Consider the following 12,515-nt stretch of genomic DNA (forward strand, 5'->3'; position numbering starts at 1 on the left):
GTATCGGCTTAAATATCTAAGCCTAACGTTTCGAAAATACATGACTGAACAAGAAAAGATGCTTGCTGGCGAGTTATATTACCCGTCAGACAAAACCTTAACGGCATTGCGAAAGCAATGCCGTATTCAATTGGACGAGCTTAATGCAACTTGCCAAAGTGACCACAAAAAGCGCACTAAATTGCTAAAGCAGTTGTTTGGCAGTACAGGAAAAAGACTGTACATCGAGTCTTCGTTTAAATGCGATTATGGCGAAAACATCCACGTTGGCGAAAACTTTTATGCCAATTTCAATTGTGTCATTTTGGACGCGGCAAAGGTGACAATTGGTGACAACTGTATGATAGCACCCCAGGTTGGGCTTTACACAGCCACCCACCCCATAGACCCTGTACAAAGAGCAACAGGTATAGAGTTCGCCAAGCCCATTACTTTAGGCAACAACTGTTGGATTGGTGGGATGGCGGTGATAAACCCTGGTGTGACATTGGGTGATAATGTAGTTGTGGCCTCTGGCGCGGTAGTAACTAAATCATTCGGTGATAACCTGGTCATAGGTGGTAATCCTGCCAGAGTAATTAAGGAAATAGAGCCAGGCGAGCAAAGCGTATAACAACTTAGCGCTAATGCTTTTAGTAAGTGAGAGCTATTAAAAAAGTGTAATTTTCTGAAGAGGTTCTTTTTCAGCAAGACATTCAATAGCTTCATTCGCTAAATTACACTTATTCTGTCAAATCAGAAATATTAAAAGGCCGCCGATAAAATTATCAAAGCGGCCTAGAGTATTTACATAGTTATAGTTAGATGCTACTTACGCTTACCGGGGCGTCCAGCGCGTTTGTTCAAGCCTTGCTGCTTGCGCACTTTGTGCTTTTTAACCGAACGACGCATACGACTTAAGCGGGCGTGGTCAAGTTTACCCTGGCGCACATTAACCATCGTCTGCGTTTCATCCGGTAACTGAACATGGCTACGAAGCGCGTTTACGTCCTCTAATCCTAGCTCTACCCACGCACCTTGTGGTAGACGTTTTTGCAGTTCGATTGGGCCATACTTAACGCGAATAAGACGGCTAACTTGAACGCCTTGAGACTCCCAAAGACGACGTACTTCGCGGTTACGCCCCTCTTTTAACGTTACGTTATACCAACGGTTCATGCTTTCATCTTCAGCATGCTGTGGCGTAGGCGCTCCTGAAATTGTCAGGAACTTCGCTTCGCCGTCTTCCAGCTCTACACCTTTTTGAAGGGTATTAAGTGTTTTGCCTGTTACTTCACCGAATACACGCACTGCGTATTCACGCTCTACTTCGCACTTAGGGTGCATTAGGCGGTTAGCTAATTCACCATCGTTGGTGAATAACAGTAGGCCACTGGTATTCATATCTAGACGACCAACCGTGATCCAGCGCCCTAATCGAATAGCGGGAAGACGGTCAAATACTGTATCTCGACCTTCGGGGTCGTGACGGCTGCACAATTCACCTTCAGGCTTATTGTACATCAACACACGGCAGACAGGCTGTTCTGTCTGACGAGATAACAAATGACCATCAACACGAATTTGTGCGGTGTGATCGACTCTATCTCCTAATGTTGCTTTGGTGCCACCGACCGATACTCGGCCTTCTTCAATCCAACGTTCCATTTCTCGTCGCGAGCCTAGCCCTTGGTTAGCCAGTACTTTTTGCAACTTTTCAGTCATGGGTTTTCACTCTTTAATTGCTTGTTTACGGTCGCACGGTCTATTTTGACGGTGCCTCATTTAACACCTTAAGCGGCGAGTCTGACGCAACGCTTTCAGCCATGTTTTCGAAAGCATCAGCATTGGGCAAATCGCTCAACGACGTCATCGAAAAATAGTCTAAGAAGCCTTTGGTAGTTGCGTAAAGCGCTGGTCGCCCAGGCACTTCTTTGTGGCCAACTACCTTCACCCAGTCTCGTTCTGTGAGTGTCTTTATAATATTACTGCTTACCGCCACGCCCCTAACCTGCTCTATTTCTCCGCGGGTTATAGGTTGGCGATAGGCAATGAGTGCCAAAGTTTCGAGCATTGCTCTAGAATACTTCGGCGCATTCTCTTGCCACAATTTACTTAACCACGGACTTAATGCATCTAACGACTGAAAGCGATAGCCACTTGCTACTTCCACCAGTTGAATGCCTCTTGGCTGATAGTCAAGCTTTAGCTCGTTGAGTACCTTACTCAAGGTTCTATCAGCAACGGTAAACTCATTAAGTACCGTTTCTTTTAAATGCTGCTTTGAAATAGGTTTATCAGCGACAAATATTGCTGCCTCGACCAATTGCTTAAGCTGCGCCGTGTTAATTTTCTTCATGGGCACCTAATTTTACATGAATTTTTGCATAAGGACCTGCCTGAATGCATAAAATTAGCTGTTCTTTTACTAATTCTAAAATGGCTAAGAAGCAAACCACCACGCCAGCTTTTCCTTCTTCAGCGGTAAACAGGCGCTCAAGCGGCGTATATTCTGTAGATGTAAGTAACGACAGAATAAGCGACATGCGCTCTCGCGTGCTTAATGCTTCCCGTGCAATAGTATGGTGTTCAAAAGCTTCAGCGCGCTTCATGGCCGCGCTAAACGCTAATACAATTTCGGCCAGAGAGACATCGGGCTCAATACGAATTGGCGCCACACTCTCACTTAATTCGACGTGAGTGGTAAAAATGTCTCGCTCAAGCCTTGGCTGTATATCTAAATCTTCCGCCGCTTGCTTTACTAGTTCGTATTCTTTTAATCGGCGAATAAGCTCTGCCCGAGGGTCTTCTTCCTCATCAGCGTCGTCACTGCGTTTAGGTAATAAAAGCCTAGACTTTATTTCTGCCAATATGGCTGCCATCAACAAATACTCTGCCGCCAATTCTAATTTCAGCGACATCATGGCATCCACATATTCCATATACTGCTTGGTAACATCGGCAATAGGCAGTGTGGTGATATCAAACTTTTGCTTTCTGATGAGGTAAAGCAATAAGTCGAGAGGACCTTCAAAGGTTTCTAGAATAACTTCTAACGCATCGGGAGGTATGAAGAGATCTTCAGGTTTCTCAATAAGCGCTTCGCCATTAATAAACGCAAGCGGCAACGGTTGTTGAACAGGTGTGGCAAGCTCCTCGTCAAGAGGGGCTTCATGACTTTTATTATTTTTTTCAACAAGCTCTGACACAGTTCCACAACCGTTTTTACGCGCTAACAAAGCGGCGATTATTGATATTATTATTTACGCGTTCATACAAGGACCTATTGTGCGTTGCTGTACATCCCCGTACAACAGGCCCCGGAAATTTAGCTTACGGTTTCTTACTATAACTTTCACCTGCAACTAGCAAAAAAAGCTATTTAAAAACCAGGCAAACGAAAGTTACTCAAATGGAGACGGATCACCCGTACCATGGCGCACTATAGCTGGTGTATCTTCCGACAAATCCACTACGGTAGTCGGCTGCTCACCAATGTAACCACCATGGATGATAAGCCCAACTTGCTTTTCCAGATTATCACGGATGACATCAGGGTCTGACTCTGCCATGGTATTACCTGGCAAAATCAAAGACGTAGACATCAATGGCTCGCCAAGTTCTTCCAATAATGCCAATGCAATCGCGTTATCCGGTACGCGAATACCAATGGTTTTGCGTTTCGGGTTTTGCAAGCGCTTTGGTACTTCGCGTGTCGCTTTCAACACAAACGTGTAACGCCCCGGCGTGTTATTTTTAATTTGCCTAAATGCCGTGTTATCTACCTTTGCGTAAATTGATAGCTCGGACATATCCCGGCACATTAACGTAAAATTGTGGTCTTTATCAATTTGACGAATACGACATAACTGCTCAAGCGCCTTTTTGTCTTCCATTTGACAGCCTATAGCGTAGCCTGAGTCTGTTGGATACACTACTACAGCGCCTTCTCGAATTAACTCGCATGCCTGGCTAATTAGGCGTTTTTGCGGGTTGTCTGGGTGAACATAGAAAAATTGACTCATAAATACTTCCTTTTCTAAAAAAAGTGTAGGCTGATGAAGTGCAGGCCAATAGTGCCGTAACGCCGCAAAGGCGACTGACTGTATTTTTACTAGTCTCCACTTACTCGGTTCGTCGCTACACTTTTTGTGAATGCGGTTCACGATTATTACACTTGTTGGCAAAAGTGCTTATCAACTGTGAATAACCATTTCCCCTTAATCACTGTTTTATACCACAAACTTGGCCAATTAGATTTTCTTAACCCTCAGCCGTTTGCCCTTCAAACTGCTGCCAATTATGCCACACTGGCGTGAGCTTACTGCTAATGCCCAAGTTCTTACCTAATTCAGTCCAACGAGAAGGAAAATGAAAATCTGAGCCCGCTGATGCTAACAATTGATGGGTTTGTGCAAGCTCATTAATAAGCTCTTGCTTAGTTTTATTAATGCCTGGAAATGCGGTTTCAATGGCATCACCACCCGCTTGTTCAAAAAGGGCAACTAAGCGCCTAAGCCATTTTGCCGTCATGTCATAATGGGCTGGGTGAGCCAGTACAGCTTGACCACCTGCATCGTGGATCCACGCGATAGCCGTTTCAATACTTGGCCATTCAGCTTTCACTGCCGCACGTTTACCTTTACCCAGATACTTTTTAAACGCGGCATCCATACTCGGTACACCGTAATTGTTAACCAGTACTCTCGCGAAGTGAGCCCGCGTTACCTGACCAACCCCGGCTAATGTTTTCGCCCGCGCCAAAACACCTTCAAACCCACATTTTTCAAGCTTATTGGCAATTTTTTCAGCCCGAGCTTCGCGCGTTTCCGATTGACCTTGTAGACGTTCAAGAAACGTTGGGCAGTGTCTGTCCACATTCAATCCAACAATATGGATATCGAAACTATGCCAAGTGGTGGAAATTTCAACACCATCAATAATAGTTAATGCACGTTTTTGCTTTGATTGAGTAGCATGCGCTTCTTCTAAACCAGCAACGGTATCGTGATCAGTTACGGCAAGCGCATCCACCTGCATGGTGTGCGCGCGAAGGATTAACTCTTCTGGCGTTAGGTGGCCATCAGAAAATTTTGTGTGGCTATGTAGATCTATTTTCAATGTCTTATGCAAATTTTAGGTTGACACAAAGGGCAATTTGTTTTCTTCTATATAAACAAAGTATACGTACTAACGGCTTCAAATCCTATTGAAGTTTGTAGAAACAACGAGTAATTCATGCATTCATACGACATTTCGACAACAATGACAGTTGCAGCTTGGTGGTGGCACTCCCTAACTTAACGGGCGGTGTGCACTGTAGTGCGTGAATGAAAACACTTAAAGGCCCGTTTATACGGGCCTTTTTTTTATCTTTTTGCAGTTGGAGAGTAGCAAAAATGAGTTTAGCGGAACTGGGGACCTCCCCAGGTAAGGTAGAGACAATTGAACAAGTAGGGCACTATGTAGATGACCCACTTGCTGCGTTTGCCCACCTTTGCGGAAGCAAAAGCAACGCGCTGCTTTTGGAATCGGCAGAAATCGATTCTAAAGACGATTTACAAAGCTTATTAATGGTTGATGCAGCCCTGCGCATGGAATGTAGAGGCAACCGAGTAGAAGTAAAAGCACTGACCGGCAACGGCGCTTCAGTATTGCCTTTGTTTGCCACTCATGCTCCTGACGGCTTGCATGTAAAAGAAAGGACAGACACTTCAATTACGATGGTATGCGATGAAGCTGATGGCGAGCTTGATGAAGACAGTCGTTTAAAGGCCGCAAGCGTAATGGACGCGCTTCGCATTGTTATCAATAAAATAACGCCTATTCGCCAACACCCGCACGCCATATTTTTAGGCGGCGTTTTTGCCTACGACATGCTGGCAGGCTTTGAAAAGTTGCCTGACGTAGCAGAAGGTGAAAATGACTGTCCAGACTTTGTGTTTTACTTGGCAGAAACTCTAATTACCGTTGACCACCAAACCCGCGAAACCCATTTAATCGGCAGTGTTTTTAGCGGAGAAGACGTTGCCCAGCAATACTTTGCCATTGCACAGCGCTTAGAAGCAATTCATCAGCAGTTACACGATATGCCTGCCAAGCCCGTGCTAGTAAGCACAGAAGCAGAAAGTGGACAGTCACTTTCTTCTTTTGACCCGGGCGCTGAAGTTAGCGTTAATTTAAGTGATGAACAATTTTGCAGTCACGTGCTTGACTTAAAGCAGCATATTTTAGCTGGCGACATATTTCAGGTTGTGCCCTCGCGCACATTCTCTCTCCCCTGCCCGTCACCGCTACTTGCTTACGCTAAACTAAAAGAATCAAACCCAAGCCCTTACATGTTTTACATGCAAGATGCCGCTTTCAGCATATTTGGCGCCTCTCCAGAGTCAGCACTTAAGTACGAACGGGAAAGTAATCAGGTAGAGATTTACCCGATTGCAGGCACGCGTCCTCGCGGAAAGCGTCCAGATGGTAGTATTGATATGGATTTGGACAGTCGCATTGAACTAAACCTTCGCGAAGACACCAAAGAAAAGTCTGAGCACATCATGCTGGTTGACCTTGCCCGAAACGATGTGGCAAAGGTGAGTCGTCCGGGCACGCGCTATGTGAAAGACTTGCTTAAAGTCGACCGTTACTCTCATGTGATGCACTTAGTATCGCGCGTAGTTGGCCAATTGCGTGACGACTTAGATCCACTGCACGCTTATCAAGCCTGCATGAATATGGGCACCCTAGTTGGCGCACCAAAAGTAAGCGCAGCGACGTTAATTCGCGAAGTAGAGAAAAAACGCCGCGGCAGTTATGGCGGCGCGGTTGGCTACTTGAATGGTCAAGGCGATATGGACACCTGCATTGTCATCCGCTCAGCGTTTGTGAAAAACGGCACGGCTTATATTCAAGCGGGTGCAGGCGTAGTATATGACTCGGTTCCACAAGCTGAAGCTGATGAAACCCGCGCTAAGGCGCAAGCGGTAATTGGTGCAGTAAAAGCAGCGCTACAAAAAGAAGCTGAAAGTATCAACGTTGCATTAAATGAAGGAGGCAACGCATGAATCAGCAAGTGACCACCCTATTTTTGCTCGACAATGTAGACTCATTTACCTACAACCTTGTTGACGAACTGCGCACCTTAAATCTAGACATTAAAGTGTATCGCAACACGGTTTCAGCAGATGCTTTGTTTGAAAGAATGCAGGAACAAGCAACGAAAGGCCCTGTGCTTCTTATGTTGTCGCCAGGTCCAGGCGCACCAAGTGAAGCTGGATGTATGCCTGAGCTACTTAAAAAGGTACACGGGGTGTTCCCCGTAATTGGTATTTGTTTAGGCCATCAAGCTATTGTTGAGCATTACGGCGGCACCGTAGGTCGCGCCAGCCAAGTTATGCACGGCAAGTCTTCTGCAATTACCCATTCTGAAGATGCCATGTTCAAAGGCTTACAGCAGCCTTTACACGTAGCACGATACCACTCTTTAGTGGCACATACATTGCCTGAAAAGCTTACTGTGTGCGCATCTACAATAAACGATGATGGCAGTGAAGCTGTAATGGCAGTTTACAATAGCGAAGATCGCATGTTGGGTTTCCAGTTTCACCCAGAATCTATTTTAACAGCCCACGGTAGTTTGCTGTTAAAACAAAGTATTGATTATTTAACGTTACAGGGAGCGAACCATGCTTAACGCAGGCCCTCTACTAGAACAAATTATGTTGCGCGAACCGCTGTCGCAAACCGAGGCTTACAGCTTGTTTAACAGCATCATGCACGGTGAGCAAAGCGAAGTGATGATTGCTTCAGTGCTGACTGCGCTGAAAATGAAAAAAGAATCTCCCGGTGAAATTGCGGGTGCAGCGAGTGCCATGGTTGCCAATGCACTGCCCTTCCCAACACCGTCTTATGAGTTTGCAGACATCGTGGGTACAGGTGGCGATGGCCACAACACCATTAATATTTCTAGTGCAGCTGGGGTGGTTGCCGCATCTTGTGGTGTGAAGGTGGCGAAACACGGTAATCGCAGTGTATCGAGCAAATCTGGATCAGCCGATTTGTTTCGCCAATTTGGACTTAACTTAGAGATAAGCCCAGAAACTTCGCGTAAGTGCCTAGATGAAGCAAATTTCACATTTCTTTTTGCGCCGGTATATCACGCAGGTATGCGCCACGCAGCCCCCGTGCGCGCTGCGATGAAGACCAGAACCTTGTTTAATATACTGGGGCCACTGGCAAACCCGGCGGGTCCAACTCACGGCGTTTTCGGCGTATACTCCCCCGAACTGCTTGAACCTTACGCAAAAACCCTTATGCTGCTTGGCCAACACCGCGCAATGATAGTGCATGGCGATGGCTTGGATGAACTGGCGCTTCACGGCGAATCAATGATTTACGACCTTGAGCATGGCGACATCCGCAAGCTTACCGTTACAGCTGAAGACTTCGGTTTACCTCATTATCCTCTTTCGGCGATTGAAGGTGGCGAGCCTGAAGAAAACCGACAGTTTGTTGAAGCAGCGCTAAACGGCGAAGGCAAAGAGGCGCACCGCGCGGCTATCGCAATGAATTGCGGAGCACTGTTGAAAGTAACCGGTAAAGCCTCAACCTTTAAAGAAGGGGCAGAAATGGCAATGAACGCTATGACCGAAGGGTTACCCATGCAGTTATTAACGAAAGTTGCCAAAATTACTCAGGAGGTAAGCACGAATGGCTAATGTGCTTGAGAAAATTGTTGCAGACAAACGAGAAGAAGTGGCCGCACGCAAAGAAGCACTGCCGCTAGAAAGCTTCAAGGCGAACCTAGTTCCTTCGGAAAAGAGTCTATTTGCGGCGCTTAGTGAGCCAAACGCAGGCTTTATCTTCGAATGTAAAAAAGCATCGCCTTCAAAAGGCCTTATTCGAGAGCACTTCGATTTAGACGAGATTTTAGCTGCTTACACGCCCTATGCTGCCGGTATTTCTGTGCTGACAGACGAGAAGTACTTCCAAGGTAAATTTGAGTACTTAGCTTATGTTACCGAACGCGTAGCTCAGCCTGTGCTTAACAAAGATTTTTTCGTTGATACTTATCAAGTCTATTTAGCCCGTCACTACAATGCTGATGCTGTGCTATTGATGCTTAGTGTGCTAAATGACGATGAGTATCGCGAATTGGCAAGCGTTGCTAACGAGCTGTCATTAGACATTCTTACCGAGGTAAGTAACGAAGAAGAGATGGAGCGTGCCATTGCCCTTGAAGCCAACATCATTGGCATCAACAATCGCAACTTACGCGATCTTTCGACCGATTTAGCGACCACCGAACGCTTGGTGCCCATGCTAGAAAAAGCTACCCACGACTATGTGGTTATTTCTGAGTCGGGCATATACACACATCAAGACGTGCTTCGTTTAGCACCTATATCCCAAGGCTTTTTAGTAGGCAGTGCGTTAATGGCCGAGGCTGACCTACCACGCGCAGTGAAAACGTTAGTGAATGGTGCAGTAAAAGTGTGTGGGCTTACCAGCTCCGAACAAGCACAAATGGCGTTTGATAAGGGCGCAAGTTTTGGTGGGCTTATCTTTGCTGAAAAATCGCCGCGCTGCGTGAGTGAAGCACAGGCTTTGAATATAACTCAAAGCGTTAACGGCGCTTTTGTTGGCGTGTTCGTTAATCACGACGTTGATGACGTTGCTTCTCTTGCCACTTCACTCAATTTGTTCGCCGTTCAGCTACACGGTAGCGAAGATGAAACCTACATTTCTGCGCTTGCAGACAAGCTACCAGAAGGTTGTGAAATTTGGAACGTCGAAGGCGTTAAAGCAGCTTCTTCTGACGCTCTACCAGAAACAGTGGACAGACACTTAAATAACAGCCTTATCAGCCGCGTTCTTCTGGATTGCCAAGTAGGTAATGCAAAAGGCGGTACAGGCGAAGCATTCGACTGGCAGTTATTAAATGATATCGAAGCGAAGCATAAGTTAGTGCTTGCTGGCGGTATCAACGCCCAGAACGTTGCAGATGCTATTGCAACCGGCAGCGGTGCTATTGATGTAAATTCAGGTGTAGAAACCGCACCCGGCGAGAAATGCGAAGAAAGACTCGACGCGCTTTTTGCCATTTGCCGCCGTTACTAATTTAAATACAGGACAACGTAATGAACCAGTTAGATACAAAGTTTGGCGAATTTGGTGGCATGTACGTGCCCGAACTACTTATTCCAGCGCTAGACCAGCTGGAAAAAGCATTTTTGGATGCCAAGGACGACCCAGCCTTCAACGAAGAGTTTTTATCTTTGTTAAAAGACTATGCCGGTCGCCCGACATCAATGACGTTAACTCGCAACCTAGTGAGTAACCCAAAAGTAAAATTATACTTAAAACGTGAAGACTTACTTCACGGCGGCGCGCACAAAACTAACCAAGTATTAGGCCAAGCGCTACTTACCAAGCGTATGGGTAAAAAAGAAGTTATTGCCGAAACTGGCGCAGGTCAGCACGGTGTTGCTACTGCTTTAGCATGTGCGTTGCTTGGGCTTAAAGCACGTATTTATATGGGTGCGAAAGACGTTGAACGCCAAGCGCCAAACGTGTTCCGTATGAAGCTTATGGGCGCAGAGGTTATCCCTGTAAACGCGGGCTCAGGTACGCTTAAAGATGCCGTAAATGAAGCCATGCGCGACTGGTCAGCAAACTATGATAAAGCGCACTACTTATTAGGTACCGCTGCGGGCCCTCATCCGTTCCCTACTATTGTTCGTGAATATCACCGAATGATAGGCGAAGAGACTCGTGCACAAATTATGGAAAAAGAAGGCCGCCTTCCTGATGCAGTAGTGGCATGTGTGGGCGGAGGCTCAAATGCTATCGGTATGTTCGCAGACTTCATTGATGAGCCTTCTGTACGCCTAGTGGGCGTTGAGCCTGCGGGTAAAGGGGTGCATACCAAAGAACACGGTGCAACTATCGTGACGGGAACAAAAGGTATTCTTCACGGCGCTTACACCTTCATTATGCAAGACAACGAAGGCCAGATTGAAGAGAGCTACTCAGTATCGGCTGGTCTCGACTACCCTGCTGTAGGCCCTCAGCATGCCTATCTTCACGACATTGGACGAGCGGAATACGTAGCAGCAACCGACGAAGAAGCGCTAAACGCATTCCAATTGCTTGCTAGAAAAGAAGGTATTATTCCTGCCCTTGAATCGTCGCATGCTTTAGCGCACGCGCTTAACATGGCAGATGAAGCGGAAGAAGAGACCATCATCGTAGTTAACTTATCAGGTCGTGGCGACAAAGATTTAGCGCACGTTATCAACATTTTAGGGGACGATTTATAATGGATAGATATGCACAAATGTTTGCCGGCCTTGATGAAAAGAACCAAGGCGCATTCGTACCTTTCGTTATGGTAGGCGACCCTGATTTAGAACAATCTGAAGCCGTTATTTGCAAGCTTGTTGAGAGTGGTGCGGATGCTCTTGAGTTAGGTATTCCTTACTCTGACCCTATCGCTGATGGCCCGACTATTCAAGCCTCAGCCATCCGCGCATTAAGTAACAAGGTAACGGTAGCGGATTGCTTAGGCGTAATTTCACGGGTTCGCGCAAAATATCCTAACGTTCCGATTGGTTTATTGCTATACAGTAACCTGGTTATGGCTCAAGGTGTTGAGAATTTTTATAGCAAAGCGCAAGAAGCAGGTGTTGATTCAATTTTGGTTGCCGACGTGCCAATTCGCGAGGCGGCACCTTTCCAGAAGGCTGCGGAAGCAACGGGCATTTCACAAATTCTGATTGCACCGCCTAATGCTACTGATGAAACTATGGAAAAAATCGGGGAATACTCGAAAGGTTACACGTATTTGCTGGGTCGTGCGGGCGTTACTGGCGCAGAAACTGCCGCAAACGTACCTGCGTCAGAGCTTATTGAACGCTTAAACAAACACAAAGCAGCACCAGCCTTGTTAGGTTTTGGTATTTCTACACCTGAACAGGTTAAATCTGCCATTGACGCTGGAGCCGCGGGTGCGATTTCGGGCTCGGCGACAGTGAATATCATCGCTGCGAATTTATCGGACAGTCACAAAATGCTAAGTGAGCTCGGCAGCTTCGTTGAAAACATGAAAGCGGCTACGGCGAAAGGATAAGCGCATGCTATATATGATTTGTGCAACCGATGTTGCGGACAGTCTAGAAAAGCGACTTGCGGCGCGCCCTGCCCACCTTGAGCGTTTGAATACATTAAAAGACGCAGGCCGTTTAGTCATGGCTGGCCCCTTCCCAGCGGTAGACAGCCCAGATCCAGGTCCAGCTGGTTTCACGGGCTCGCTAGTGGTAGCAGAGTTTGATTCACTAGAGGACGCCCAAGCATGGGCAGACGGCGACCCGTATATTGAGGCAGGTGTTTACGAAAGTGTTGTAGTTAAGCCTTATAAAAAGGTTTTACCTTAGGCTTTTAGCTAAACGCTATGTCGTAAGAAACAAATAGCGAAAGCCCCTGAAAACCGGGTTACTCCGATTTTCAGGGGCTTTTTTATTTACTTTTATATAGCCAATAGT

At 46.4% G+C, this 12,515-nt stretch carries 13 protein-coding genes; 8 read left to right on the top strand and 5 right to left on the bottom strand.

Features of this window, described 5'->3' with window-relative positions; all coding sequences use genetic code 11:
• Positions 1-40: 40 nt before the first annotated feature.
• Positions 41-613, top strand: coding sequence for a sugar O-acetyltransferase (locus D1814_RS01075; RefSeq protein ID WP_118489711.1), 573 nt, complete (start codon positions 41-43; stop codon positions 611-613).
• A 194-nt stretch (positions 614-807) separates the two neighbouring features.
• Here the strand turns inward: D1814_RS01075 and rluB are convergent, their stop codons facing one another.
• From rluB to D1814_RS01100, 5 genes are all read right to left on the bottom strand, one after another.
• Positions 808-1,704, bottom strand: coding sequence for a 23S rRNA pseudouridine(2605) synthase RluB (rluB, locus tag D1814_RS01080; RefSeq protein WP_118489712.1), 897 nt, complete (start codon positions 1,702-1,704; stop codon positions 808-810).
• A 40-nt stretch (positions 1,705-1,744) separates the two neighbouring features.
• The gene (gene scpB / locus D1814_RS01085) at positions 1,745-2,338 is read right to left on the bottom strand and encodes an SMC-Scp complex subunit ScpB (RefSeq protein ID WP_118489713.1); all 594 of its coding nucleotides are present in this window, start codon (positions 2,336-2,338) and stop codon (positions 1,745-1,747) included.
• Positions 2,325-3,188, bottom strand: coding sequence for a segregation and condensation protein A (locus tag D1814_RS01090; RefSeq protein WP_118489714.1), 864 nt, complete (start codon positions 3,186-3,188; stop codon positions 2,325-2,327). Before D1814_RS01090 ends, scpB begins: the two co-directional genes overlap by 14 nt.
• Positions 3,189-3,383: 195 nt before the next feature.
• On the bottom strand, positions 3,384-4,004 hold the full coding sequence (locus D1814_RS01095; protein WP_118489715.1) for an L-threonylcarbamoyladenylate synthase: 621 nt from the start codon (positions 4,002-4,004) through the stop codon (positions 3,384-3,386).
• A gap of 238 nt (positions 4,005-4,242) precedes the next feature.
• Positions 4,243-5,100 carry a PHP domain-containing protein gene (locus tag D1814_RS01100; protein ID WP_118489716.1) on the bottom strand — a complete coding sequence of 286 codons (858 nt, stop codon included), beginning with the start codon at positions 5,098-5,100 and terminating at the stop codon, positions 4,243-4,245.
• A 278-nt stretch (positions 5,101-5,378) separates the two neighbouring features.
• On the opposite strand from D1814_RS01100, the gene D1814_RS01105 reads away from it, so the two are divergent.
• The 7 genes from D1814_RS01105 to D1814_RS01135 are packed head-to-tail and all read left to right on the top strand — an operon-like array spanning position 5,379 to position 12,407.
• Positions 5,379-7,037, top strand: coding sequence for an anthranilate synthase component 1 (locus D1814_RS01105; RefSeq protein ID WP_118489717.1), 1,659 nt, complete (start codon positions 5,379-5,381; stop codon positions 7,035-7,037).
• On the top strand, positions 7,034-7,666 hold the full coding sequence (locus tag D1814_RS01110; RefSeq protein WP_118489718.1) for an aminodeoxychorismate/anthranilate synthase component II: 633 nt from the start codon (positions 7,034-7,036) through the stop codon (positions 7,664-7,666). The genes D1814_RS01105 and D1814_RS01110 overlap by 4 nt, the downstream gene beginning before the upstream one ends.
• The gene (gene trpD, locus D1814_RS01115) at positions 7,659-8,690 is read left to right on the top strand and encodes an anthranilate phosphoribosyltransferase (RefSeq protein WP_118489719.1); all 1,032 of its coding nucleotides are present in this window, start codon (positions 7,659-7,661) and stop codon (positions 8,688-8,690) included. The genes D1814_RS01110 and trpD overlap by 8 nt, the downstream gene beginning before the upstream one ends.
• Positions 8,683-10,092: a bifunctional indole-3-glycerol-phosphate synthase TrpC/phosphoribosylanthranilate isomerase TrpF gene (gene trpCF, locus D1814_RS01120; RefSeq protein WP_118489720.1), complete on the top strand. Its 1,410-nt coding sequence runs from the start codon at positions 8,683-8,685 to the stop codon at positions 10,090-10,092. Before trpD ends, trpCF begins: the two co-directional genes overlap by 8 nt.
• Positions 10,093-10,112: 20 nt before the next feature.
• Positions 10,113-11,294: a tryptophan synthase subunit beta gene (trpB, locus tag D1814_RS01125; RefSeq protein ID WP_118489721.1), complete on the top strand. Its 1,182-nt coding sequence runs from the start codon at positions 10,113-10,115 to the stop codon at positions 11,292-11,294.
• Positions 11,294-12,103, top strand: a complete 810-nt coding sequence (gene trpA, locus D1814_RS01130; RefSeq protein ID WP_118489722.1) for a tryptophan synthase subunit alpha — start codon at positions 11,294-11,296, stop codon at positions 12,101-12,103. Before trpB ends, trpA begins: the two co-directional genes overlap by 1 nt.
• 4 nt (positions 12,104-12,107) lie before the next feature.
• Positions 12,108-12,407 (top strand): YciI family protein, encoded by a 300-nt coding sequence (locus tag D1814_RS01135; RefSeq protein ID WP_118489723.1) that lies wholly within the window; start codon positions 12,108-12,110, stop codon positions 12,405-12,407.
• Positions 12,408-12,515: the final 108 nt, after the last annotated feature.

The organism is Alteromonas sp. BL110 (genome assembly GCF_003443615.1).
In the GTDB taxonomy this organism is placed as follows: domain Bacteria; phylum Pseudomonadota; class Gammaproteobacteria; order Enterobacterales; family Alteromonadaceae; genus Alteromonas.